Raw genomic sequence first — 26,643 nt, 5'->3', positions numbered from 1 at the left:
CTATTTCAACACAAGCTGGTTTATTGAATGCAGAACGATAAAGATCTTTCCACGTGGCAGACCTTCCGCCGACTCTGGCCGATTATAGCGCCGTTTAAACCCGGGCTAATCGTTGCAGCGGTAGCGTTAGTGCTTAACGCGGCTAGTGATACCTTCATGCTATCGCTTCTTAAACCGTTACTGGATGATGGTTTTGGTAAAACGGATCGCTCGGTGCTGATATGGATGCCGCTGGTGGTGATCGGATTGATGGTTCTGCGCGGCATCACCAGCTACGTTTCGAGCTACTGCATCTCTTGGGTGTCCGGCAAAGTCGTGATGACGATGCGCCGTCGTTTATTCAGCCACATGATGGGAATGCCGGTTGCATTCTTTGACAAGCAGTCCACCGGGACGCTGCTATCACGTATTACCTATGATTCGGAGCAGGTGGCCTCTTCCTCCTCCAGCGCGTTGATTACCGTCGTGCGTGAAGGCGCGTCGATTATTGGCCTGTTTGCGATGATGTTTTATTACAGCTGGCAGCTGTCATTGATTCTGATCGTTCTGGCGCCGATCGTGTCTATTGCTATTCGCGTGGTCTCGAAGCGTTTTCGTAATATCAGCAAGAATATGCAGAACACCATGGGCCAGGTGACGACCAGTGCAGAGCAGATGCTGAAAGGGCATAAAGAAGTGCTGATGTTTGGCGGTCAGGCCGTCGAAACCAAGCGCTTTGATAAAGTCAGCAACAAGATGCGTCTGCAGGGGATGAAAATGGTCTCCGCGTCCTCAATTTCTGACCCTATTATCCAGCTAATCGCCTCCCTGGCTCTGGCTTTCGTACTTTATGCGGCAAGCTTCCCGAGCGTAATGGAGACGTTAACGGCTGGTACAATTACCGTTGTCTTCTCCTCAATGATCGCGCTGATGCGTCCGCTAAAATCGCTGACTAACGTCAACGCGCAGTTCCAGCGCGGGATGGCCGCTTGTCAGACGCTTTTCGCTATTCTTGACTCCGAGCAGGAGAAAGATGAAGGCACGCGGGTTATCGAACGTGCGAAGGGCAACCTCGAATTTAAAAACGTTACCTTCAGATATCCGGGGCGTGAAGTCGCTGCGCTGCGCAATATTGACCTCAATATTCCGGAAGGGAAAACCGTGGCGCTGGTAGGGCGCTCGGGGTCGGGTAAATCGACCATCGCCAGCCTGATTACGCGTTTTTATGATGTTGATGAGGGGCAGATCTTGCTGGACGGCCACGACCTGCGTGAATACACGCTGAGTTCTCTGCGCGATCAGGTTGCGCTGGTGTCGCAAAACGTCCATCTCTTTAACGACACCGTGGCGAATAATATCGCCTATGCCCGAACCGAAGAGTACAGCCGCGAGCAGATTGAGGAAGCGGCCCGCATGGCTTATGCCATGGACTTTATCAATAAAATGGACAATGGCCTGGATACGATTATCGGTGAAAACGGTGTTATGCTTTCCGGCGGCCAGCGCCAGCGCATCGCTATCGCTCGCGCCCTGCTGCGCAACAGCCCGATACTGATCCTTGATGAAGCAACTTCGGCGCTGGATACCGAATCAGAGCGCGCCATTCAGGCGGCGCTGGACGAACTGCAGAAAAACCGCACCTCGCTGGTTATTGCTCACCGTCTCTCGACGATTGAGCAGGCTGACGAAATTGTGGTAGTGGAAGATGGCCAGATCGTTGAACGCGGCAGCCATGCCGATCTGCTTGAACATAAGGGCGTTTACGCTCAACTGCATAAGATGCAGTTCGGCGCATGATTGCGCGCATCTGGTCCGGCGAATCGCCTTTATGGCGGCTACTGCTTCCGCTCTCCTGGCTCTATGGCCTGGTGAGCGGATTAATACGGCTAAGCTATAAACTGGGATGGCGAAAAGTGTGGCGAGCGCCGGTGCCGGTAGTGGTGGTTGGCAATCTGACCGCCGGCGGCAATGGCAAAACACCGGTTGTTGTCTGGCTGGTGGAACAGCTTCAGCAGCGCGGTATTCGCGTCGGCGTGGTGTCACGCGGCTACGGCGGAAAAGCCGCGAGCTATCCGCTGCTGCTTAATGTGGATACGCATACCGGGGAAGCGGGCGATGAGCCGGTGCTGATTTATCAGCGTACCGGCGCGCCGGTTGCCGTCTCGCCGGTACGCAGCGATGCGGTTCAGGCGCTGCTCGCCGCCAACGATCTTCAGCTTATCGTCACGGATGATGGTCTGCAGCACTATAAGCTGGCGCGTGACAAAGAGATTGTGGTGATTGACGGCGTACGTCGTTTTGGTAACGGCTGGTGGTTGCCTGCGGGTCCTATGCGCGAGCGCGCTTCGCGTTTGCGCAGCGTGGATGCGGTTATCGTTAACGGCGGTCTCGCCCGCCCGGGAGAGATACCTATGCAGCTTCGTCCCGGGCTGGCGGTGAATCTGCTGACCGGTGAACGCCGGGATGCGGCGGCGTTGGACAACGTGGTGGCGATGGCAGGAATCGGCCATCCGCCGCGTTTCTTCGCCACCCTCGAGAGCTGCGGCGTACGTCCGGTGAAAACCATCTCCCTGGCCGATCATCAGGCTCTGTCGCAGAGCGATGTCGCCGCGCTGGCGGCGCCGCAGCAAACTCTGCTGATGACCGAAAAAGATGCGGTGAAGTGCCGCGACTTTGCGCAGGCAAACTGGTGGTATCTACCGGTCGACGCGATAATGACTGACCAGCGCGCACAGCGCCTGCTCACGGATTTAGTGACGCTGGCGCAGCGCTAATTTCGCTTATCACCGCCTGCGCCGGAACCTTTTACGGAGAAGCTGCATGCCGGTATTGTCCCTCTCGCTTAAAGAAGCTCGCCATCTTCACCTGGCCGCGCAGGGGCTGCTGAAAAAGCCCCGCCGTCGCGCCAAACCCGAGGATGTTCTGCAAACCATTAAGCAGATGTCCCTGCTGCAAATCGATACCATCAACGTTGTTGCCCGCAGCCCTTATCTGGTGCTTTTCAGCCGCCTTGGCCACTATCCGCAGCGCTGGCTGGATGAGGCGCTTCGCGCCGGTGAACTGATGGAATACTGGGCGCATGAGGCCTGTTTCTTACCGCGCAGCGACTTTTCACTGGTGCGTCACCGTATGCTGACGCCGGATAAAATGGGCTGGAAATACCATACCGCATGGATGACCGAGCACGCTCCGGCCATTCAGGAACTGCTGGCCCATATTGCTGAAAATGGCCCGGTTCGCTCGGCAGACTTTGAACATCCGCGTAAGGGCGCCAGCGGATGGTGGGAGTGGAAACCGCATAAGCGCCATCTTGAAGGTTTATTTACCGCTGGAGAGCTGATGGTTATCGAGCGGCGCAACTTTCAGCGCGTTTACGATCTCACGCAGCGGGTCATGCCGGACTGGGAGGATGAGCGGGATGGCCTCTCTCAGGAGCAGGCCGAAGCCATTATGTTACGCAATAGCGCACGCAGCCTCGGGATCTTCCGTGCGCAGTGGCTGGCGGATTATTATCGTCTACGTCGACCCTCGCTACCCCCGCTGCTGGCGAGCTGGCAGGATGAGGGGCTGGTGAAACCGGTAAACGTGGAAACCCTGGGGGAAATGTGGCTTCACCGTGATGCGCTGAAGCTGCTGGAGTCCTCACCCGGCGGCAGGCTCGCCGCCAGCCACAGCGCGGTGCTCTCGCCTTTCGATCCGGTGGTGTGGGATCGCAAGCGGGCTGAGCAGCTATTTAACTTCACCTATCGCCTGGAGTGCTATACGCCCGCGCCGAAACGTCAGTATGGCTATTTCGTATTACCGCTGCTGCATCAGGGGAAGCTGGTGGGCAGAATGGATAGCAAAATGCATCGTAAAACCGGCGTTCTGGAAATTATCGCTCTGTGGCTGGAGGAGGGGGTCAAGGTGACCTCGGGACTCGAGAGCGGGCTAAAACGCGCCATTGATGATTTTGCCCTCTGGCAGGAGGCGACACGGGTGAGCTGCGGGAAGCTGCCGGCGGAACTTTTTGCCGGGCGGCAACAGGGTTGGGAAATTGACGCCGCCTGAGTCAGCGTATGATATGCTGCTAAAGAATCTATTCGGTCCATCTGGAGGAATCATGGATCACCGTTTACTTGAAATTATCGCCTGTCCGGTTTGTAACGGTAAGCTCTATTACAGCCAGGATAAGCAAGAACTGATCTGCAAACTCGATAGCCTGGCTTTTCCGCTGCGTGAAGGTATCCCCGTACTGCTGGAAACCGAAGCCCGCGCGCTTGCTGTAGAAGAGAGCCAGTCATGAGTTTCGTGGTTATCATCCCCGCGCGCTTCGCTTCTACTCGTCTGCCAGGCAAACCGCTCCAGGATATCAACGGCAAGCCGATGATTGTCCACGTCCTTGAGCGAGCCCGTGAATCCGGGGCCGAGCGTATTATCGTTGCCACCGATCATGCAGACGTAGCCCGAGCGGTTGAAGCCGCCGGCGGTGAAGTCTGCATGACGCGTGAAGATCATCAGTCTGGCACCGAGCGCCTGGCCGAGGTGGTTGAAAAATGCGCTTTCAGCGATGACACCATCATTGTGAATATCCAGGGCGATGAGCCGATGATCCCGCCCGCCATCGTGCGCCAGGTAGCCGAGAATCTGGCTGCCAGCACGAGCGGTATGGCAACCTTAGCGGTGCCAATCCACGATGCGGAAGAGGCGTTTAATCCGAATGCGGTCAAGGTTGTCATGGACGCAGCTGGCTATGCCCTCTATTTTTCTCGCGCCACCATCCCGTGGGATCGCGATCGTTTCGCTAAATCCCGCGAGGCTATCGGCGATTCGCTGCTGCGTCATATCGGGATCTATGGCTATCGCGCCGGTTTTATTCGTCGCTATGTTAGCTGGGCGCCAAGCCCGCTTGAACAGATCGAGATGCTCGAGCAGCTACGCGTGCTGTGGTACGGCGAGAAAATCCATGTCGCGGTGGCGGAAGTGGTTCCCGGTACAGGCGTCGATACGCCGGAAGATCTGGAACGCGTCCGCGCGGAGCTACGTTAATTTCCCTCCATCCCCTCCGCCAGGAGGGGATATCTTCAGGCCGTTTTTCCATACTTTTTTACGTCAATTTTGATCTTACCCGATGACAACCCCGGCACAGGCGCTCATTATGAAACCAGTAGTGTTCATAGGGGTAATCAGAAATGGAACAGTTGCGTACCGAGCTGAGCCACCTGCTGGGTGAAAAACTAAGCCGCGTGGAGTGCGTCAGCGAGAAACCCTCGTCGGCGCTGTGGTCGCTATATGATGCGCAGGGAAACCCAATGCCGCTGCTGGCGCGCAGCTTTACGACGCCGGGCGTGGCGCGTCAGCTGGCGTGGAAGATATCAACCCTCGCGCGAAGCGGTACTGTCCGTATGCCGGTGGTCTACGGCGTAATGACGCACGAAGAGCATCCGGGCCCAGATGTACTGCTGATCGAACGACTGCGCGGCGTTTCGGTAGAAGCCCCCGCCCGTACGCCGGAGCGTTGGGAACAGCTACAGGAGCAGATTGTTGAAGCGCTGCTGGCCTGGCACCGTCAGGATAGCGGCGGCTGCGTCGGGATGGTCGACAGCACTCAGGAAAATCTCTGGCCATACTGGTACCGCCAGCGTGTAGAGGTGCTATGGAGCACGCTGAACCTTTATCAGGATACCGGCCTGACGATGCAGGACAAACGCATTCTGTTCCGCACTCGCGAATGCCTTATGGATTTGTTTAAGGATTTCAATGATAACTGCGTGCTGGTCCACGGTAGCTTCACGCTGCGCAGCATGCTTAAAGATCCGCGCAGCGATCAGCTGCTGGCGATGGTAGGTCCGGGCATGATGCTCTGGGCGCCGCGTGAATATGAGCTATTCCGTCTGGTTGATAGCGGCCAGGAAGAGCAGCTGCTGTGGCACTATCTCCGCCGGGCGCCGGTAGCGGAAGCGTTTCTCTGGCGGCGCTGGCTGTATCTGCTGTGGGATGAAGTGGATAATCTGGTCAATACCGGACGCTTTGACCGCGTCCGGTTTGATCTGGCGGCTAAATCAATTCTGCCCTGGCTCGCCTGAAGATCCTTTCAGTCGCTGCCAGATGCGACCTAACGTTTCGTAACCAACCCGATCGCTATGCATTAGCCAGACCGGCGAGGGGATTGCCCGCTCCCATGGGTTGAGCGGTGACTCAATCGCCAGCTGGTTGGCCGGGGCGGGCAAGGGCGCCAGCCCGGCGCGGCGAAAGAAAATCATCGCCCGCGGCAGATGTGAAGCGGAAGTGACCAGCAGGAAAGGCGCATCGCCAACCGCCTCTTTCACCGCGGCGGCTTCCTCTTCGGTATCTTTGGGTTTATCGAGAACGATAATTTCGCTGCGCGGTACGCCCAGGGTCTCGGCTACCCGGGCACTGGTTTCCGCAGAACTTACCGGGTTGGTCTTCGCTCTTCCGCCGGTAAAGATCATTTTGGCTCCCGGATTTTCCTGCCACAGGCGGATGCCCTCTGTCAGCCGCGGCAGGCTGTTATTAATGAGATTTGAGCTGGGCGCCCAGGCTGGATTCCAGGTGTATCCTCCGCCCAGTACGACGACGTACTGTACGCGCTCTTCTCCCCGCCACGTCGGGTATTTATCTTCAATCGGTTTGAGCAAACTATCGGCCACCGGTTGCAGGCTTAATAGCAGCAACAGCAGCCAGCCGAAGCTGACGCAGAGCTTGCCGGTGCGCTGGAAACGGCTAAACCACAGCAAGGCGATGCCGACCGCCATAAGCAACAGCAGCAGGGGAAGCGGCAGCATCATGCCGCCTAAAACCTTTTTCAGCGTAAAAAGCATGCCCAACGGTTCCTTTTTTAACCATATAACCAAAGATATACCCGGATCTTACAACAGATCGCTTCATTCTCCGCGCGGGTATGACAAAATAGCGGCTTTGTGTTGGCTTGTGGAGTCACCCGTGCAGGATCGTAATTTCGATGATATTGCTGAAAAGTTTTCGCGCAATATATACGGCACCACCAAAGGCCAGCTGCGGCAGGCGATCCTCTGGCAGGATCTACAACCGCTGCTGAACCAGATGGGGCCTGGGCCATTGCGAGTTCTTGACGCGGGCGGCGGCGAAGGGCAAACGGCGATCAAAGTGGCGGAAATGGGCCATCACGTCACGTTATGCGATCTCTCTGGTGAAATGGTGGCTCGCGCCAGGCAGGCGGCTGCCGATAAAGGTGTGATCGACAACATGCATTTTGTACAATGCGCGGCTCAGGATATTGAGCAGCATTTGGAAAGTCCGGTCGATCTGATACTGTTTCATGCGGTGCTGGAATGGGTAGCCGAACCACAGGCGATGTTGCGTACGCTGTGGTCGATGCTGCGCCCCGGCGGCGCGTTATCGCTGATGTTCTACAATGCTAACGGCCTGTTGATGCACAATATGGTCGCCGGCAATCTGGACTATGTGCAAATCGGCATGCCGAAAAAGAAAAAACGCACGCTGTCGCCGGACTATCCGCGCGATCCGCAGCAGGTTTACGGCTGGCTGGAAGAGATTGGCTGGCAGATTACCGGTAAGACCGGCGTGCGGGTGTTTCATGATTATCTGCGTGAAAAACACCAACAGCACGACAAATTTGCGGCGCTGCTGGAGCTGGAAACGCGCTACTGTCGCCAGGAGCCGTATATTAGCTTAGGCCGTTATATTCACGTCACCGCGCTTAAGCCGCAGATGCAAGGATAAACTATGAGTGAATTTTCCCAGACAGTCCCCGAACTGGTTGCCTGGGCCAGGAAAAATGATTTTTCTATTTCGCTGCCGGTCGACAGACTCTCTTTTCTGCTGGCGATTGCCACGCTGAACGGCGAGCGGATGGAAGGGGAAATGACCGAGGGAGAACTGGTGGACGCGTTCCGCCACGTCAGTGATGCGTTTGAGCAGACCAGCGAAACCATCAGCCAGCGCGCCAATAATGCCATTAACGATATGGTGCGCCAGCGTCTGCTGAACCGCTTTACCAGCGAAATCACCGAGGGTAACGCTATTTATCGCCTGACGCCGCTGGGCATCGGGATCACCGATTACTATATTCGTCAGCGCGAGTTCTCCACCCTGCGCCTGTCGATGCAGCTCTCCATCGTTGCCGGCGAACTCAAGCGCGCCGCCGACTCGGCAGAAGAGGGCGGCGATGAGTTCCACTGGCATCGTAACGTTTTCGCTCCCCTGAAGTACTCGGTTGCGGAAATTTTTGACAGTATCGATCTGACCCAGCGGATCATGGATGAGCAGCAGCAGCTGGTGAAAGATGATATTGCCCAGTTGCTGAATAAAGACTGGCGGGCGGCGATTTCCAGCTGCGAGCTGCTGCTGTCGGAAACGTCCGGCACCCTGCGCGAGCTGCAGGATACTCTGGATGCGGCGGGCGATAAGCTGCAGGCAAACCTGCTGCGTATCCAGGACTCGACCATGGCGCGCGACGATCTGAATTTTATCGATCGTCTGGTGTTCGACCTGCAAAGCAAGCTGGACCGCATCGTCAGCTGGGGTCAGCAGGCGATAGACCTGTGGATCGGTTACGATCGCCACGTGCATAAATTTATCCGTACCGCTATCGATATGGATAAAAACCGCGTCTTCGCGCAGCGTTTACGCCAGTCGGTCCAGACTTACTTCGACGCTCCCTGGGCGCTCACCCATGCGAATGCCGATCGTCTGCTTGATATGCGCGATGAAGAGATGGCGCTGCATGATGAAGAGGTTACCGGAGAACTTCCGGCGGATCTGGAGTACGAAGAGTTTAACGAAATTCGCGAACAGCTGGCAGCGCTGATTGAAGGTCAGCTGGCGGTCTATAAAGAGAAGGGACTGCCGCTGGATCTTGGTCTGGTGGTACGCGAATATCTGTCGCAGTATCCGCGCGCTCGCCACTTTGACGTCGCGCGTATTGTTGTCGACCAGGCGGTACGTTTGGGCGTAGCGCAAGCAGATTTCACCGGACTGCCGGCAAAATGGCAGCCGATTAATGATTACGGAGCCAAGGTACAGGCGCATGTCATCGACAAATATTGAACAAGTGATGCCGGTTAAACTGGCGCAAGCGTTGGCTAATCCGTTATTTCCGGCGCTGGATAGCGCCCTGCGCGCGGGCCGTCATATCGGCCTTGACGAGCTGGATAATCACGCATTTTTAATGGATTTTCAGGATTACCTGGAAGAGTTTTATGCTCGCTACAACGTCGAGCTGATTCGCGCGCCGGAGGGGTTTTTCTATCTACGCCCGCGCTCGACCACGCTGATCCCGCGCTCGGTGCTCTCCGAGCTGGATATGATGGTGGGCAAAATTCTTTGCTATCTCTACCTCAGTCCGGAGCGCCTGGCGAATGAAGGCATCTTCACCCAGCAGGAGCTTTACGACGAGCTGCTGACCCTGGCGGACGAAGCCAAGCTGCTGAAGCTGGTCAATAACCGTTCGACCGGCTCCGACCTTGACCGCCAGAAGCTGCAGGAAAAAATGCGCGCTTCGCTCAACCGGCTGCGCCGCCTCGGCATGGTGTGGTTTATGGGCCACGACAGCAGCAAATTCCGCATCACCGAATCGGTGTTTCGCTTCGGCGCCGACGTGCGCGCCGGTGACGACCCGCGCGAAGCGCAGCTGCGTATGATCCGTGACGGTGAAGCCATGGCGCTGGAAAATCGTCTGCAGCTTAATGATGAGAATGAAGAGAATCAGCCGGATAGCGGGGAGGAAGAGTAATGATTGAACGCGGTAAATTTCGCTCGCTGACGCTGGTTAACTGGAACGGCTTTTTTGCCCGCACCTTTGATCTTGATGAATTAGTGACCACGCTTTCCGGCGGTAACGGCGCCGGTAAATCCACGACCATGGCGGCCTTCGTCACCGCGCTGATCCCCGACCTGACGCTGCTGCATTTCCGTAATACTACGGAAGCCGGGGCCACCAGCGGCTCGCGAGATAAAGGGCTTCACGGTAAGCTGCGCGCAGGCGTCTGTTACTCGGTGCTGGACGTCATTAACTCTCGCCACCAGCGCGTGGTGGTTGGCGTTCGCTTACAGCAGGTCGCCGGTCGCGATCGTAAAGTTGATATCAAGCCTTTTGCGATTCAGGGGTTGCCTACCTCCATCCAGCCGACTCAGCTGCTGACCGAAACCCTTAACGAGCGCCAGGCACGCGTGGTGACGCTCAACGAGCTGAAAGATAAGCTCGAAGCGATGGAAGGGGTACAGTTCAAGCAGTTTAACTCTATTACCGAGTATCACTCGCTGATGTTCGATCTGGGCGTGGTGGCTCGCCGCCTGCGTTCAGCTTCCGACCGTAGCAAGTACTATCGCCTGATCGAAGCGTCGCTGTACGGCGGCATTTCAAGCACCATTACCCGCTCGCTGCGCGACTACCTGCTGCCGGAAAACAGCGGCGTGCGTAAAGCATTCCAGGATATGGAAGCGGCGCTGCGTGAAAACCGCATGACCCTGGAAGCGATCCGCGTAACGCAGTCGGATCGCGACCTGTTCAAACATCTGATCAGCGAAGCCACCAACTACGTTGCCGCCGACTATATGCGCCACGCAAACGAGCGACGCATTCATCTCGACAAAGCGCTGGAGTATCGCCGCGATCTGTTCAGCTCCCGCGCTCAGCTCGCGGCTGAACAGTATAAGCACGTCGATATGGCCCGCGAGCTGCAGGAACATAACGGCGCGGAAGGCGATCTGGAAGCCGATTATCAGGCCGCCAGCGACCATCTGAACCTGGTGCAGACCGCTCTGCGCCAGCAGGAAAAAATCGAGCGCTATGAGGCGGATCTTGATGAACTGCAGATTCGCCTCGAAGAGCAAAATGAAGTCGTTGCGGAAGCGGTTGACCAGCAGGAAGAGAACGAAGCCCGCGCCGAAGCCGCCGAGCTGGAAGTGGATGAACTGAAAAACCAGCTTGCCGACTACCAGCAGGCGCTGGACGTGCAGCAGACCCGTGCGATTCAGTACAACCAGGCGCTGCAGGCGCTGGAAAGAGCAAAAGCGCTTTGCCATCTGCCGGATTTAACCCCGGAGAGCGCCGACGAGTGGCTGGAAACTTTCCAGGCGAAAGAGCAGGAAGCGACGGAGAAAATGCTGTCGCTGGAACAGAAAATGAGCGTGGCGCAAACTGCGCATAGCCAGTTTGAACAGGCATACCAGCTGGTGGTGGAGATCAACGGTCCGCTGGCGCGTAATGAAGCCTGGGACGTGGCGCGCGAGCTGCTGCGCGAAGGCGTTAATCAACGCCACCAGGCAGAGCAGGCGCACGGGTTGCGCAGTCGCCTGACGGAACTTGAACAGCGTCTGCGTGAACAGCAGGATGCTGAACGCCAGCTGAACGAATTCTGTAAGCGTCAGGGCAAACGTTACGATATCGACGAACTGGAAGCCCTGCATCAGGAGCTGGAAGCCCGCATAGCCTCGCTTTCCGACAGCGTTTCCTCCGCCAGCGAACGGCGGATGACCCTGCGTCAGGAGCTGGAACAGCTGCAGACGCGGACGCAAACGCTGATGCGCCGCGCGCCCATCTGGCTGGCGGCGCAGAACAGCCTCAATCAGCTGTGCGAACAGAGCGGAGAGCAGTTTGAGTCGAGCCAGGAAGTCACCGAATATCTCCAGCAACTGCTGGAGCGTGAACGCGAAGCTATCGTAGAGCGCGACGAAGTTGGCGCCCGTAAGCGCGCAATCGATGATGAAATCGAGCGCCTTAGCCAGCCGGGTGGTTCAGAAGATCAGCGCCTGAACGCGCTGGCGGAACGCTTTGGCGGCGTACTGCTGTCGGAAATCTATGATGACGTTAGCCTCGATGATGCGCCGTATTACTCGGCGCTGTACGGCCCTTCCCGCCACGCTATTGTGGTACCGGATCTGTCGCTGATTGCCGGGCAGCTGGAAGGCCTTGAAGATTGCCCCGAAGATCTCTACCTGATCGAGGGCGATCCGCAGTCGTTTGATGACAGCGTATTTAGCGTCGATGAGCTGGAAAAAGCCGTTGTCGTTAAGATTGCCGATCGTCAGTGGCGCTATTCACGCTTCCCGACGCTGCCGCTGTTTGGCCGCGCCGCGCGTGAAAGCCGCGTTGAAACGCTGCACGCCGAGCGTGAAAGCCTCTCCGAGCGTTTTGCGACCCTGTCGTTTGATGTGCAGAAAACCCAGCGCCTCCACCAGGCGTTCAGCCGCTTTATCGGTAACCATCTGGCGGTGGCCTTTGAGGACGACCCGGAAGAAGAAATCCGCAAACTGAATACTCGTCGCGGCGAGCTGGAGCGGGCGCTGACCGCCCATGAGAGCGATAACCAGCAGAACCGGGTGCAGTATGAGCAGGCGAAAGAGGGGGTATCCGCGCTCAACCGCTTGTTGCCACGTCTGAATCTGCTGGCCGACGACTCGCTGGCCGATCGCGTCGATGAAATCCAGGAGCGGCTCGACGAAGCGCAGGAGGCCGCGCGCTTTGTGCAGCAGTATGGTAACCAGCTGGCTAAGCTGGAACCGATCGTTTCCGTTCTGCAGAGCGATCCGGAGCAGTTTGAACAGCTAAAAGAAGATTACGCGTACTCGCAGCAGACTCAGCGCGATGCGCGTCAGCAGGCGTTTGCGCTGACCGAAGTCGTGCAGCGCCGCGCCCACTTTAGCTACTCTGATTCCGCAGAGATGCTCAGCGGTAATAGCGATCTGAACGAGAAGCTGCGCCAGCGCCTGGAACAGGCGGAAGCGGAGCGCGCCCGCACCCGCGAAGCGCTGCGTACCCACGCCGCGCAGCTCAATCAGTACAACCAGGTGCTGGCATCGCTGAAAAGCTCCTACGACACCAAAAAAGAGCTGCTCAACGATCTGCATAAAGAGCTTCAGGATATTGGCGTACGCGCCGACGCCGGCGCCGAAGAGCGCGCCCGTTTGCGTCGCGATGAGCTTCATGCTCAGCTCAGCAACAACCGCGCGCGGCGTAACCAGCTTGAAAAAGCCTTGACCTTCTGCGAAGCGGAAATGGATAACCTGACCCGCAGGCTGCGCAAGCTGGAGCGTGATTACTGCGAAATGCGCGAACAGGTGGTCAGCGCCAAAGCCGGCTGGTGCGCGGTCATGCGCCTGGTGAAAGACAACGGCGTGGAGCGTCGTCTGCATCGCCGCGAGCTGGCCTACCTTTCTGCTGATGAGCTGCGCTCAATGTCGGATAAGGCGCTCGGGGCGCTGCGTCTGGCGGTCTCTGATAACGAACATCTGCGCGATGTGCTGCGTATTTCGGAAGATCCGAAACGCCCGGAACGCAAAATCCAGTTCTTTGTCGCCGTTTATCAGCATCTGCGCGAGCGTATCCGCCAGGATATTATCCGTACCGACGATCCGGTGGAAGCGATTGAGCAGATGGAGATTGAACTCAGTCGACTGACGGAAGAGCTGACCAACCGCGAGCAGAAGCTGGCCATCAGCTCTCGCAGCGTGGCCAACATCATCCGCAAGACAATCCAGCGCGAGCAGAACCGTATTCGCATGCTCAACCAGGGGCTGCAGAGCGTCTCCTTCGGCCAGGTCAACAGCGTGCGGCTGAACGTCAACGTGCGGGAAACCCACTCGATGCTGCTGGACGTGCTGTCCGAGCAGCATGAACAGCATCAGGATTTGTTCAACAGCAATCGTCTGACCTTCTCGGAAGCGCTGGCGAAGCTGTATCAGCGCCTGAATCCGCAAATTGATATGGGGCAGCGTACGCCGCAGACCATTGGTGAAGAGCTGCTGGACTACCGCAACTATCTGGAGATGGAAGTGGAAGTTAACCGCGGTTCCGACGGCTGGCTGCGCGCTGAATCCGGTGCGCTATCGACCGGTGAAGCTATCGGTACCGGGATGTCGATTCTTGTTATGGTGGTGCAGAGCTGGGAAGATGAATCCATGCGCCTGCGCGGCAAGGATATTTCGCCGTGCCGCCTGCTGTTCCTCGATGAAGCCGCGCGTCTGGATGCCCGTTCTATCGCCACGCTGTTCGAACTGTGCGATCGACTGGAGATGCAGCTGATTATCGCAGCGCCGGAAAATATCAGCCCGGAAAAAGGCACCACCTACAAACTGGTGCGTAAAGTGGTGAACAATCACGAGCATGTGCATGTAGTAGGTCTGCGTGGCTTCGCGCCGCAGCTGCCTGAAACGCTGCCGGGAACGGCTAATGCTTCATAAGGTTGTACAATAAGTAGCCAAAGGGCGACATGATGTCGCCCTTTTTGTTATCCGTACCTGTATTTTAGGATTGTATAATCTTTTAACTTCTTTACATTTGGGAAGGCAAAAGCGTTTTCGTCTTCATATACTGAAAGTAAGCCCCATTTTAGCGGGCAGCAATGTGTTAACAGGGGGCAAGGGATGTTGCTTAAGAAACGGTATGGTCGTCAATTGTCAGCGCTCAGTCTGGGCCTGGCTTTTGCATTCGCTCCACTGTTCAATGTCCAGGCCGAAGAGCCTGAAATTGTACCATCGGATAGCTCAGCCACCATCAGCGAGCTCTCTTCCGCACTCAGCCAAAGCGCAAACCAGTCTGCGGCGGTTGCCAAAATGGCTGGCGAGCAGGCGCTACCTGCCGATGCGGCGGCGAAAAGCCGTGCCGATATTGAGGCGGTACTGCCGTCCGGTTATCAACCCGTCTTTATGAATCCGCTGGTCTCGCTGTATGCGGCCAGGGATATGAAGCCGATGTGGGATAACCGTGAGGCGGTGCAGGCGTTTCAGCAGCAGCTGGCTGAAGTCGCTATTGCCGGTTTTCAGCCGCAGTTCACCACCTGGGTTGAGCTGTTAACCGACCCGGCGGTGAACGGTCTGGCGCGGGATGTTGTTTTGTCTGACGCCATGATGGGCTATCTGCATTTTATTAGTGGTATTCCCACTCAGGGCAACCGCTGGCTGTATGGCACCAAACCGTATGCCATGTCGACACCGCCGCTATCGGTGGTTAATCAGTGGCAGGTGGCGCTGGATAGCGGTTCGCTGCCGCAGTTCATTGCGGGCCTGGCGCCGCAGCATCCGCAGTATGCCGCAATGCATCAGGCGCTACTGGCGCAGGTTGCCGATTCGCGTCCGTGGCCGCAGCTCACCGGTAAGACCTCGCTACGTCCCGGGGAGTGGAGCAATGATGCCGGTGCGCTCAGGGAAATTTTACAGCGCACCGGTATGCTCGATGACTCGGCGAAAATTGCCCTGCCGGGCGATGACGTGGTGAGCCCATCCGCCGGGAAAAAGGCTAAAAACAGCGGCCGCGGCGTTTACGATCGCCAGTTGGTTGAAGGCGTTAAGCGCTTTCAGGCGTGGCAGGGGCTGGGCGCTGATGGCGTGATCGGTCAGGCGACCCGCGACTGGCTCAACGTCTCTCCCGCGCAGCGCGCCGGCGTGCTGGCCTTAAATATCCAGCGTTTGCGTCTGCTGCCGGGTAATCTTGCGACCGGTATTATGGTTAATATTCCAGCCTTTTCGCTGGTTTATTACCAGGATGGCAGCGAGGTGCTGGCATCACGGGTTATCGTTGGCCGCCCGGACCGCAAAACGCCGATGATGAGCAGTGCCCTAAACAATGTGGTGGTCAACCCGCCGTGGAACGTGCCGCCGACGCTGGCGCGCAAAGATATCCTGCCGAAGGTGCGCAATAACCCCGGCTATCTTGAACAACACGGCTATACGATGATGCGCGGCTGGAACAGCAAAGAGGCCATCGATCCTTATCAGGTGGACTGGGAGACGATAACCGCATCGAATCTGCCGTTCCGCTTCCAGCAGGCTCCCGGCGCGCGTAATTCGCTGGGGCGCTATAAATTTAATATGCCAAGCTCAGATGCCATATATTTGCACGACACGCCAAATCACACTCTGTTCCAACGGGATGGGCGAGCGCTGAGCTCTGGATGTGTGCGGGTGAATAAAGCTTCAGAGCTGGCGAATATGCTGTTGCAGGACGCGGGCTGGAACGACGCGCGTATTTCGGATGCCCTCAAGCAGGGAAATACCCGCTATGTGAATATTCGTCAGAATATCCCGGTTAATCTCTATTATTTGACCGCCTTTGTCGGGGCTGATGGACGTACACAATATCGAACAGATATTTACAATTACGATCTCACCGCGCGATCCAGCGCACAAATCCTGCCTAAAGCTGAACAATTAATCAGATAAATGAAGTAGTTCAACGGATTCGGTTGTCCTATCTGTGTGTGAAAACGGGTCTTGCAGTCTGCAAGGCCCGAGTTTACTGGGGGGAGGCTGCCTTGACGTTGGCAATAATGCCCGGTAAGGTGCCTTTCGTGCGCCAGAAGTGCATATACATATAATCCTGCAAAAGCGTAATGGTGGTGAGCAAGCCAGGTCTTCGTCGCTGATATCGATTAGCCGCCGGAGAACGAGCGTATGCTGGCGGCTAACGGGCGGATTGCGGGAAAAGTATATTACGATTCATTTACCTGTAGACCTGATTATCATGGACAAATTTGACGCTAATCGCCGCAAACTGCTGGCGTTAGGTGGAGCCGCGCTCGGTGCTGCTGCCATTCTGCCTGCGCCGGCATTTGCCACCCTCTCGACCCCACGACCGCGTATTTTGACGCTGAACAACCTGCATACTGGTGAATCACTCAAGGCGGAGTTTTTCGATGGCAGAGGCTATATTCAGGATGAATTAGCAAGACTTAATCATTTTTTCCGCGACTATCGCGCGAATAAGATTAAGTCCATCGATCCCGGTTTGTTCGATCAACTCTATCGTCTGCAGGGATTACTTGGTACGAACAAGCCTGTCCAGCTTATTTCCGGTTATCGCTCTGTTGATACCAATAATGAGCTTCGCGCGCGCAGCCGGGGAGTAGCGAAACACAGCTACCACACCAAAGGCCAGGCCATGGATTTCCATATTGAAGGCGTTTCGTTAAGCAATGTTCGCAAAGCCGCGTTATCTATGCGTACAGGTGGTGTAGGATACTACCCACGTAGCAACTTTGTGCATATTGATACCGGGCCGGTACGGCACTGGTAACGAAAGGAGCCTCATGAACTATCGTATTATTCCGGTTACCGCGTTCGCGCAGAACTGTTCTTTAATCTGGTGCGAACAAACCAGGCTGGCGGCGCTGGTGGATCCCGGCGGTGATGCTGAGCGAATTAAACAGGAAGTTACCGCGGCAGGCGTCAGCCTGATGCAAATTCTGCTGACGCATGGCCATCTCGATCACGTTGGTGCGGCGGCGGAGCTGGCGCAACATTATGGCGTGCCGATTATCGGGCCGGAAAAAGAAGATGAGTTCTGGCTGGAAGGATTACCGGCGCAGAGCCGGATGTTTGGTCTGGAAGATTGCCAGCCGCTGCAGCCGGATCGCTGGTTGAACGAAGGCGATGTAGTCAGCGTGGGGAACGTCTCTCTGCAGGTGTTGCACTGTCCCGGTCATACTCCAGGGCACGTGGTCTTCTTCGATGCCGCTTCCCGACTGCTGATTTCTGGCGATGTCATATTCAAAGGTGGGGTGGGGCGTAGCGATTTCCCTCGTGGCGACCATAGCCAGCTGATCGATGCGATTAAACGCAAACTCTTGCCGTTGGGCGATGACGTATCGTTTATTCCTGGCCATGGCCCTACGTCGACGCTTGGGTATGAGCGTCTGCATAACCCATTCCTGCAGGATGAGATGCCTGTCTGGTAAATTTGCCGGAAGAAAATAGATGAAAAGGCCGCGAATGCGGCCTTTTGCTTTTGCTACAGAGCGGGCTTACAGTACGGCAACAATCGCTTCGCATAGCGGCGCCATATTGTCTGGCGTCATGCCCGCGACGTTAATACGCCCGGATGCCACGGCGTAAATCGCAAACTCTTCGCGTAACCGCAGGACCTGCTCTTTGGTCAGGCCGCTAAACGAGAACATCCCGTTTTGCTGAATGATGAAAGAGAAATCGCGGCTGGCGCCTTTTTCCTGCAGGGTATTAACGAACAGCAGACGCATGCGCTGGATGCGTTGGCGCATGTCGGTTAACTCTTGTTCCCAGATGGCGCGCAGTGCGTCATTGCTGAGAATGGTCGCCACTACCGAGGCGCCGTGAGCCGGCGGGTTAGAGTAGTTTGCGCGGATAACGGACTTCATCTGGCTGAAGGCGCGGTCTACCGTTTCCTGGTCAGCGGCAACCAGCGTGCAGGCGCCTACGCGTTCGTTATACAGGCCGAAGTTTTTCGAGTAGGAGCTGGCTACCAGCAGCTCTTTATGCAGCGCGGCGAAAGCGCGCAGGCCTTCAGCGTCCTCTTCCAGGCCACGGGCAAAGCCCTGGTAGGCAAAGTCAAACAGCGGCAGCCAGCCTTTCTCTACGGAGAGCTGCGCCAGCTGTTGCCACTGTTCCAGCGTTGGATCGATACCGGTTGGGTTGTGGCAGCAGCCGTGGAACAGAACCACGTCACCGGCCTGCGCTTCGTTCAGGCTGGCCAGCAGTCCATCGAAGTCGAGTTTGTGGTTTGCGGCATCGTAGTAGGTATATTCGCGAACGTCGAGTCCGGCTGAATTGAACACGCTTTTATGGTTCGGCCAGCTTGGGTTGCTCACCCAAATACGTTTAACGTCGGTATTCTTCGCCAGAAAATCAGCGGCGACGCGCAGGCCGCCTGTACCACCGGGAGTCTGGGCGGTACGAGCGCGTTTATCATTGATAATTGCGCTGCCTTTCCCAAACAGCAGCTCCTGGGTGCAGCGACCAAACTCTGGAATACCATCAATACCCAGGTAATTTTTGGTGGTTTCATTTTCCAGCAGATACTGTTCTGCTTTCTTCACGCTAGTCAGGACCGGTGTTTTACCCGTTTCATCTTTATAAACACCAATTCCAAGATTAATTTTTGTTGGGCGGTCATCGGCACGAAACAGATCGGCCAGGCCCAGAATTGGGTCGGCAGGGGCGGCGGTAATGTTCTCAAACATGACGAGGTTCCATTGTGATTACTGAAGGGAAATCCGCTATCAGGTTAACGGGAGTTATGTTAATTGCCAACCGTTTGCGACAAAAAGCGAGAAGGTTTTTAAAAGTTACGATCTTCCTCTCAGGAACGCAGAAAAGCAGGACCGAAGTCCTGCTTTTTAGGCATATCACGAAGGGGTGTACTGCAAATTAGAACTGGTAAACGATACCAACCGCTGCCTGATCATCGGTCGCGACTTTCGCAGCACGGGTGTAGTCGTTGTCGTCCAGCTGGTTGAATTTATACGCAGCGTAGACGTTCATGTTTTTGTTGAAGTAGTACCAGGTACCCACTTCGACGTATTTAACCAGGTCAGCATCGCCGCCGGAGAAGCCAGCACGGGAGCGCAGGTCTTTACCTTTAGTCTGTACGTAGCCGATGGACGGACGCAGGCCGAAGTCGAACTGATACTGAACAACGGCTTCAAAGTTCTGAGTTTTGTTAGCGAAATAGTTGCCTTCGTTTTCCGGAGTCATGTTGTAGGTCTGAGAGTACATGACTGCAGCGTAGATGTTGTTCGCATCATACTTAGCGGAGGTTGCCCATGCTTCAGCTTTTTCGCCCTGACGGTCTGCTTTCTGGTCGCCGCTGCGGCTGGAGTTAGCATAACCAGCGGACAGCGCTACACCGTTATCAAACGCGTAGGTAGCCGCGGTGCTGAAGCCGTCGCCGTTTTGTTTCTTCACAGCGCGTTCTTTGTTTTTACCCTGGTACTGCAGCGCAAAGCTCAGGCCATCAACCAGACCGAAGAAATCAGAGTTACGGTAGGTCGCAACGCCGTTGGTACGCGCGGTCATGAAGTTGTCGGTGTTGGTCCAGCCGTCGCCGCCCCATTCAACCAGCATATCGGTCGCCGCTTCAACGTCGTAGATGGCGCCGTAGTTACGACCGTAGTCGAATGAACCGTATTCACCGGCTTTTAAGCCAGCGAAAGCCAGACGGGTTTTCGTGGTCTGGGAGCCTTCAACGTTGGACGCATCCATGTTGTATTCCCACTGGCCGTAACCGGTCAGCTGATCGTTGATCTGGGTTTCGCCTTTCAGGCCGATACGGGCGTAGGTGGTGTCGTCGCTGCTGGTGTCACCGTTAGTGGTCCAGACGTGCTCGCCAACCATTTTTCCGTAAAAGTCGAGTTTATTGCCGTTTTTGTTATAGATTTCTGCAGCGTTAGCTGCACCGGCTACCAGCAGGGCAGGAATTACCGCTGCCAGAATTTTGCGCTTCATCATTATTTATTACCCTCATTTATATTTTTTTATGAACACTTGCCACTGCCGCCAATACGTTTCGTCAATAAAAATTTACGGAACTATTGATGATAGTTTGGTGTCTGGAGGCATCTTTCCATTCAGAACAACGTTTCGCTAGCCTGAAAATGCTACCAATATCGCATATGAGTAACAAAAGGAAATTCTATGTAACTAAATGTGTATTTTTGGGAACTTTGTGAACTCTATCAACATTCCGTCCCTGTTCGCTGACAAAATCAGCTCTCTTTATATATCTATATGAATTAATTATGATTAATTTAGATAACAGAGGGGTTGCGCATTTTACAGCTGCTTTTTGCTTTTTTTTTATTCAGATCTTGTCGTTGCAAGATGTGCGGTGGTTGGTTAAATAGTGAGCAATATAATCAGCAGGTTTGACGATTTTTGGACATTAAGTGCGGTTTGTAACTTCAGGTATGAGCGAAATAGTGCGTAACATATTTATGAATATCGCGGGTTGATGTTTAAATTTCCTGAAATTCATTAACGTAAATTGACATAAAAAAAGGCCGGCTTGCGCCGACCTTTGCGTGAGATAACAAAAAAATCAGAATGTGGCGTTACGTGGAGTGCGCGGGAACGGAATCACGTCACGAACGTTCTGTACGCCGGTCACGTAGGCAATCAGACGCTCGAAGCCCAGACCAAAACCGGAGTGCGGCACGGTGCCGTAACGGCGCAGGTCGCGGTACCACCAGTAGTCTTCTTTATTAAGACCCATTTCCGCCATGCGCGCGTCAAGTACGTCCAGGCGTTCTTCACGCTGGGAGCCGCCAATAATTTCACCGATACCCGGCGCCAGAACGTCCATTGCGGCGACGGTCTTCCCGTCTTCGTTAAGGCGCATATAGAACGCCTTGATCTCTTTCGGGTAGTTTTTTACGACTACCGGCGCTTTAAAATGCTCTTCCGCCAGATAGCGTTCGTGCTCGGAGGAGAGATCCACGCCCCAGTACACCGGGTTTTCGAACTGCTTACCGCAATTTTCCAGAATGGTGACCGCGTCAGTGTAATCCACCTGAGCGAAATCCGCGGAAACGAAACGTTGCAGACGATCGATCGCATCTTTATCAACGCGTTCGGCAAAGAACTGCATGTCATCTGCCCGCTCTTCCAGAACGGCTTTGAAAACGTACTTCAGCATCGCTTCCGCCAGACCTGCCACATCGTTCAGATTAGCAAAGGCGACTTCCGGCTCCAGCATCCAGAACTCTGCCAGGTGGCGGGTGGTGTTGGAGTTTTCCGCACGGAAGGTTGGGCCGAAGGTGTAGATTTTGGATAGCGCGCAGGCGTAGGTTTCGCCGTTCAGCTGGCCAGAAACGGTCAGGAATGACTCTTTACCAAAGAAGTCCTTATCGAAATCGACTTTGCCCTGATCGTTGCGCGGCAGGTTTTCCAGATCCAACGTGGAAACGCGGAACATCTCGCCCGCGCCTTCGGTATCGGAAGCGGTAATCAGCGGGGTAGAAACCCAGAAGAAACCCTGTTCGTCAAAGAAGCGGTGCAGCGCCTGCGCCAGGGTATGGCGAACGCGCGCCACGGCGCCAATCAGGTTGGTGCGCGGGCGCAGGTGGGCAACTTCACGCAGGTATTCAATGCTATGGCGTTTAGCCGCCATCGGATAAGTTTCCGGATCGTCTACCCAGCCGCTTACTTCAACATGACTGGCCTGAATCTCAAAGCTCTGGCCCTGACCCTGGGATTCCACGACTTTACCGGTCACGATGACTGAACAGCCGGTGGTCAGGCGCAGCACTTCCTGATTGTAATTGGGAAGAGAATTACTAATAACGGCCTGTACAGGATCAAAGCAGGAACCGTCATAGACGGCGAGGAAAGAAAAGCCAGCTTTAGAATCTCGGCGGGTACGCACCCATCCGCGCACGGTGACTTCGCTGTCAACGGCAACGCGGCCCTGGAGTACGTCGGCTACAGGCACAACGCTCATAATAGTCTCTCTTGTTAGTCCAATAGAAAAATCTGTATACCCCTTCGACAGGGGGATATCTATGTTACCTGTCATCTTCCATCAGACAAGTAGATTTCGCGCAAGAAAGGGGTGTTTTAGGAAATAAATAAGGAGATTGTCTCCTTTACGACGGGAGAGCCTGATATTAAGAGAGTTTTGAGCATTGCCTTTATCCCGCGCAGGGCATTTCGCAATGAAAACAGGGCGGTGAATATGAAACACTTTTCTGAACGGAAAGGGGGATGATAATAAAAATGCGTCCGGTTTTACGGACGCATTTTTTCGCATAGTGTTAGCTGGCTTTTTTGACCGGCGGCAGATCGAAGGCTTTACGCAGGGCGCGCACGAAGGCTTTATCGTGGCAAATCGTTTTACCCGGGCTATCGGAAAGTTTCGCTACCGGCTTGCCGTTGCACTCCACCAGCTTAATAACAATATTCAGCGGCTTAACCTGGGGAATATCGCAGGTTAAACGTGTGCCGATACCGAAGCTCAGATTGACCCGTGAGGAGAAGTGGCGATAAAGATCGACCGCTTTCGCCAGGTCGAGATTATCAGAAAATACCAGCACTTTGCTCAGCGGATCGATGCCCAGCTTCTTGTAATGGGCAATAGCCTTCTCGCCCCATTCTACCGGGTCGCCGGAGTCGTGGCGCAGCCCCTGATAGCGGGTTGCAAATTCCGGCCCGAAATCGCGCAGGAAAGCGTCCATCGTGATGCAGTCAGTCAGTGCGATACCTAACCGATCGGGATACTCTTCCAGCCAGGCCGCGAGGGCCGCGCGCTGGCTGCTGGCCAGGTTCGGGCTGATCTGCTGGTGCGCCTGGAACCATTCGTGCGCCTGGGTTCCCATTGGCGTCAGGTTAAGCCGACGCGCCAGATCGTAGTTGCTGGTGCCGGTGAACCACGGCTCCTGCTGCAGACGCTGAACAATGGCCTGCTGCACCTCGCGTGAGAAGCGGCGGCGAGTACCGAAATCCATCAGGCGGAAGCCGGACATATCGACATCAGCGGTGAGACGGTTAAAGTCGGACAGCTTATGTTCAAGGGTATTCAGCGCTGTCGTCACGGTGATTTCCGGCGAGCGGTAGTGGTGCACCAGCTCGCTTATCACCGCCAGCAGCGGAACCTCCCACATGATGACTTCAAGCCATGGCCCGGACAGGCGAATATTCAGCTTACCGTTGTCATTAGTGACGGTAACCTGGCGCGGATCGTAGCGGAAGCCGCGTAGCCAGTCGAGATAATCTGGCGCAAAGAAGGGCAGGCTCGACAACCAGTGATATTCATCGTCCTGCAGCCTCAGGTCGCGCATCGTCTCAACCTGCTCGCGAATCGCATCGGCGTAGATGCCGAGCAGATCGTCCCCGCGGCAGCGGAACTCCGCCGCAACCTGTACATCATTGTAGCGGTGGAAGACAGCCTGCTGCATATGCAGCTTGTAGGCATCCGTATCAAGCAGCGAATGCAGTACAGGAGAAGTGAATTGGGTCATGGTGCGCAGTAGCATCCTCTCACTGGAGCGTTTCCATCAAAACCAAAGCGGTAAAAGGAGGCGGAGTATACCTGTAATACCCGACTCTGTCCCGCGGCGACGGCTGATGGCGACGCTAACGGTCATTTGCGAGGCCTAGTTTAATATATTGAACACGCATCACACCACAAGCTTTGCGCCTGGTCGAGCGCATTTCGTGCCTCTGGTGTTATCAGAATGTAGCAATTTTCATGTTTAGCATTGAAAAGATGAAGATTCTGCATAGCGAGATTTGCGCAACAGGAATAGACTGAGTCGACACTTTACAGGACATGCTAAAGGTTTTTTATGACACAACAGCCCCAAGCCAAATACCGCCACGACTATCGTGCGCCGGAGTATCTGATTAGCGATATCGATTTGACCTTTGACCTGGATGCCGCGAAAACCGTTGTTACGGCTGAGAGCAAGGTCTCCCGCCACGCGGCTGCGTCTGATGTGCCATTGCGTCTGGATGGCGAAGACCTGACGTTGGTTTCTCTGCTGGTTAATGGTCAGCCGTGGAGCGACTATAAGGAAGAAAATAACCAGCTGGCGATCGGCGGATTGCCGGAACATTTCACCCTTACTATCGTCAATGAAATCAGCCCGGCGGCCAATACCGCGCTGGAAGGGCTGTATCAGTCCGGCGAAGCGCTGTGTACCCAATGCGAAGCGGAAGGTTTTCGCCATATTACCTGGTACCTTGACCGTCCGGACGTGCTGGCGCGCTTCACTACCAAAATTATCGCCGACAAGGCCAAATACCCGTTCCTGCTCTCCAACGGTAACCGCGTAGCCCAGGGGGAGCTGGAGAATGGTCGCCACTGGGTTCAGTGGCAGGATCCGTTCCCCAAACCGTGCTACCTGTTTGCGCTGGTGGCCGGTGATTTCGACGTCCTGCGCGATACTTTCAAAACTCGTTCGGGACGTGAGGTTGCGCTGGAGCTGTATGTAGACCGCGGCAACCTCGATCGCGCTCCATGGGCGATGACTTCGCTGCAAAACTCAATGAAATGGGACGAAACCCGCTTTGGCCTCGAGTACGATCTTGATATCTATATGATTGTCGCCGTTGACTTCTTCAACATGGGCGCCATGGAGAACAAAGGGCTTAACGTCTTTAACTCTAAATACGTGCTGGCGCGCACCGATACCGCGACCGATAAAGACTATCTGGATATCGAGCGCGTCATTGGCCACGAATATTTCCATAACTGGACCGGTAACCGCGTAACCTGTCGCGACTGGTTCCAGCTCAGCCTGAAAGAAGGCCTGACCGTTTTCCGCGATCAGGAGTTCAGTTCCGATCTCGGCTCACGTGCGGTCAACCGCATTAATAACGTGCGTACTATGCGCGGTCTGCAGTTCGCTGAAGATGCCAGCCCGATGGCGCATCCGATTCGGCCGGATAAGGTTATCGAGATGAACAACTTCTACACCCTGACGGTGTATGAGAAGGGCGCTGAGGTGATCCGCATGCTGCATACGCTGCTGGGCGAAGAGAATTTCCAGAAAGGAATGCAGCTGTACTTTGAACGCCATGACGGCAGCGCCGCGACCTGCGATGATTTTGTCCAGGCGATGGAAGACGCTTCGAACGTTGATCTATCCCACTTCCGCCGCTGGTATAGTCAGTCCGGGACGCCGATCGTTACCGTCCATGATGACTACAATCCAGAAACGGAGCAGTACACGCTGACCATCAGCCAGCGCACGCCGCCGACCGCTGAGCAGGCTGAGAAGCTGCCGTTGCATATTCCGTTCGATATCGAACTCTACGACAACGAAGGCAAAGTCATCCCGCTGCAGAAGGGCGGTCACCCGGTGCATCATGTGCTGAACATGACCCAGGCGGAGCAGACTTTTGTTTTCGATAATGTCTACTTCCAGCCGGTACCGGCGCTGCTATGCGAGTTCTCTGCCCCGGTGAAGCTGGAGTACAAATGGAGCGATCAGCAGCTGACTTTCCTGATGCGCCACGCGCGTAATGATTTTTCCCGCTGGGACGCGGCGCAGAGCCTGCTGGCAACCTATATCAAACTCAACGTTAACCGCCACCAGCAGGGGCAACCGCTGTCGCTGCCGATCCACGTAGCCGATGCTTTCCGCGCCATCCTGCTGGATGAGAAGATCGATCCGGCGCTGGCGGCGGAGATCCTGACGCTGCCTTCGGCGAATGAAATTGCTGAGCTGTTTGCGATTATCGATCCGCTAGCTATCGCCGCGGTGCGTGAAGCGCTGACCCGTACGCTGGCGAAAGAGCTGGCAGACGAGTTCCTGGTGATTTACAACGCCAACAAGCTTGACAGCTACCGCGTTGAGCATGCCGATATCGGCAAGCGTTCTCTGCGTAACACCTGCCTGCGCTATCTGGCGTTTGGCGACGCGGAGCTGGCGGATAAACTGGTTAGCGCGCAGTATCACCATGCGGACAACATGACCGACGCGCTGGCGGCGCTGGCGGCGGCAGTCGCTGCCCAGCTGCCGTGCCGTGATGCATTGATGCAGGAGTATGATGATAAATGGCATCAGGACGGCCTGGTGATGGATAAATGGTTTATCCTGCAGTCAACTAGCCCGGCCGATAACGTCCTGCAGACGGTTCGCGGCCTGCTGAATCATCGTTCGTTCAGCATGAGTAACCCGAACCGCGTCCGTTCTCTAATCGGCGCTTTTGCCGGCAGCAACCCGGCGGCGTTCCATGCCGAAGACGGCAGCGGCTATCAGTTCCTGGTGGAAATGCTCACTGAACTGAACAGCCGTAATCCACAGGTTGCGTCGCGTCTGATTGAACCGCTGATTCGTCTGAAACGCTATGATAACAAGCGTCAGGCGCTGATGCGCGGGGCGCTTGAGCAGCTGAAAGGTCTGGAGAATCTTTCCGGGGATCTGTTCGAGAAAATCAGTAAAGCGCTGGCATAACGCCCGCACGAGTCCAAAC

At 55.6% G+C, this 26,643-nt stretch carries 18 protein-coding genes and 1 pseudogene; 14 read left to right on the top strand and 5 right to left on the bottom strand.

All coding sequences use genetic code 11. The annotated features are described in order from the left end of the window. The first annotated feature begins 27 nt into the window (after window positions 1-27). The 6 genes from msbA (at window position 28) to ABLV11_RS11335 (ending at window position 6,044) form a co-directional block, all read left to right on the top strand. Window positions 28-1,776, top strand: a complete 1,749-nt coding sequence (gene msbA, locus ABLV11_RS11360; protein WP_004100709.1) for a lipid A ABC transporter ATP-binding protein/permease MsbA — start codon at window positions 28-30, stop codon at window positions 1,774-1,776. Beyond that, window positions 1,773-2,753 carry a tetraacyldisaccharide 4'-kinase gene (gene lpxK, locus ABLV11_RS11355; protein ID WP_004100710.1) on the top strand — a complete coding sequence of 327 codons (981 nt, stop codon included), beginning with the start codon at window positions 1,773-1,775 and terminating at the stop codon, window positions 2,751-2,753. Before msbA ends, lpxK begins: the two co-directional genes overlap by 4 nt. A 46-nt stretch (window positions 2,754-2,799) precedes the next feature. Next, a complete protein-coding gene (locus tag ABLV11_RS11350) occupies window positions 2,800-4,029 on the top strand; it encodes a winged helix-turn-helix domain-containing protein (RefSeq protein ID WP_016808061.1) in 1,230 nt (409 codons plus the stop codon). A gap of 52 nt (window positions 4,030-4,081) precedes the next feature. Then, the gene (gene ycaR, locus ABLV11_RS11345) at window positions 4,082-4,264 is read left to right on the top strand and encodes a protein YcaR (protein WP_004100713.1); all 183 of its coding nucleotides are present in this window, start codon (window positions 4,082-4,084) and stop codon (window positions 4,262-4,264) included. Further along, entirely contained in the window at window positions 4,261-5,007 is a 747-nt protein-coding gene (gene kdsB, locus ABLV11_RS11340) for a 3-deoxy-manno-octulosonate cytidylyltransferase (protein ID WP_004100715.1), read from the top strand. The genes ycaR and kdsB overlap by 4 nt, the downstream gene beginning before the upstream one ends. Before the next feature lie 143 nt (window positions 5,008-5,150). After that, window positions 5,151-6,044, top strand: a complete 894-nt coding sequence (locus ABLV11_RS11335; protein WP_004100717.1) for a YcbJ family phosphotransferase — start codon at window positions 5,151-5,153, stop codon at window positions 6,042-6,044. Here the strand turns inward: ABLV11_RS11335 and elyC are convergent. Further along, window positions 6,021-6,800, bottom strand: coding sequence for an envelope biogenesis factor ElyC (gene elyC / locus ABLV11_RS11330; RefSeq protein WP_134882549.1), 780 nt, complete (start codon window positions 6,798-6,800; stop codon window positions 6,021-6,023). The genes ABLV11_RS11335 and elyC overlap by 24 nt on opposite strands. A gap of 121 nt (window positions 6,801-6,921) precedes the next feature. Here elyC and cmoM point away from each other — a divergent pair. The 7 genes and pseudogenes from cmoM to ABLV11_RS11295 all read left to right on the top strand — a co-directional run bounded on the left by cmoM (window position 6,922) and on the right by ABLV11_RS11295 (window position 17,651). After that, window positions 6,922-7,708: pseudogene (gene cmoM, locus ABLV11_RS11325) on the top strand (tRNA uridine 5-oxyacetic acid(34) methyltransferase CmoM). Next, on the top strand, window positions 7,705-9,027 hold the full coding sequence (gene mukF, locus ABLV11_RS11320; RefSeq protein ID WP_004111885.1) for a chromosome partition protein MukF: 1,323 nt from the start codon (window positions 7,705-7,707) through the stop codon (window positions 9,025-9,027). Before cmoM ends, mukF begins: the two are co-directional and overlap by 4 nt. Next, the gene (gene mukE / locus ABLV11_RS11315) at window positions 9,008-9,712 is read left to right on the top strand and encodes a chromosome partition protein MukE (RefSeq protein WP_004100725.1); all 705 of its coding nucleotides are present in this window, start codon (window positions 9,008-9,010) and stop codon (window positions 9,710-9,712) included. Before mukF ends, mukE begins: the two co-directional genes overlap by 20 nt. Beyond that, entirely contained in the window at window positions 9,712-14,160 is a 4,449-nt protein-coding gene (gene mukB / locus ABLV11_RS11310; protein ID WP_348855314.1) for a chromosome partition protein MukB, read from the top strand. Before mukE ends, mukB begins: the two co-directional genes overlap by 1 nt. Before the next feature lie 183 nt (window positions 14,161-14,343). Beyond that, window positions 14,344-16,137 carry a L,D-transpeptidase gene (gene ldtD, locus ABLV11_RS11305; protein WP_348855313.1) on the top strand — a complete coding sequence of 598 codons (1,794 nt, stop codon included), beginning with the start codon at window positions 14,344-14,346 and terminating at the stop codon, window positions 16,135-16,137. A 301-nt stretch (window positions 16,138-16,438) separates the two neighbouring features. Continuing rightward, window positions 16,439-16,990, top strand: a complete 552-nt coding sequence (locus tag ABLV11_RS11300) for a YcbK family protein (RefSeq protein ID WP_064345263.1) — start codon at window positions 16,439-16,441, stop codon at window positions 16,988-16,990. Between the two features lie 13 nt (window positions 16,991-17,003). Beyond that, window positions 17,004-17,651 (top strand): MBL fold metallo-hydrolase, encoded by a 648-nt coding sequence (locus ABLV11_RS11295; RefSeq protein ID WP_105890001.1) that lies wholly within the window; start codon window positions 17,004-17,006, stop codon window positions 17,649-17,651. A gap of 66 nt (window positions 17,652-17,717) precedes the next feature. Here the strand turns inward: ABLV11_RS11295 and ABLV11_RS11290 are convergent, their stop codons facing one another. The 4 genes from ABLV11_RS11290 to pncB all read right to left on the bottom strand — a co-directional run bounded on the left by ABLV11_RS11290 (window position 17,718) and on the right by pncB (window position 23,681). Further along, complete coding sequence (locus ABLV11_RS11290; RefSeq protein WP_004100734.1) at window positions 17,718-18,908, bottom strand: amino acid aminotransferase; 1,191 nt, start codon at window positions 18,906-18,908, stop codon at window positions 17,718-17,720. 187 nt (window positions 18,909-19,095) lie between these two features. Further along, entirely contained in the window at window positions 19,096-20,175 is a 1,080-nt protein-coding gene (locus ABLV11_RS11285; protein ID WP_004100735.1) for a porin, read from the bottom strand. Between the two features lie 589 nt (window positions 20,176-20,764). Then, window positions 20,765-22,165, bottom strand: coding sequence for an asparagine--tRNA ligase (gene asnS, locus ABLV11_RS11280; protein ID WP_004100736.1), 1,401 nt, complete (start codon window positions 22,163-22,165; stop codon window positions 20,765-20,767). Between the two features lie 313 nt (window positions 22,166-22,478). Further along, window positions 22,479-23,681, bottom strand: a complete 1,203-nt coding sequence (gene pncB, locus ABLV11_RS11275) for a nicotinate phosphoribosyltransferase (RefSeq protein ID WP_004100738.1) — start codon at window positions 23,679-23,681, stop codon at window positions 22,479-22,481. Between the two features lie 327 nt (window positions 23,682-24,008). Here pncB and pepN point away from each other — a divergent pair, with 327 nt between their 5' ends. After that, window positions 24,009-26,624: an aminopeptidase N gene (gene pepN / locus ABLV11_RS11270; RefSeq protein ID WP_196550985.1), complete on the top strand. Its 2,616-nt coding sequence runs from the start codon at window positions 24,009-24,011 to the stop codon at window positions 26,622-26,624. Window positions 26,625-26,643: the final 19 nt, after the last annotated feature.

Origin of the sequence: Klebsiella sp. GW_Kp181 (assembly GCF_040062315.1) — a bacterium.
In the GTDB taxonomy this organism is placed as follows: domain Bacteria; phylum Pseudomonadota; class Gammaproteobacteria; order Enterobacterales; family Enterobacteriaceae; genus Klebsiella; species Klebsiella oxytoca.
Note: the sequence above shows the minus strand (reverse complement) of the source record. Positions and strands in the feature narration are given on the sequence as shown.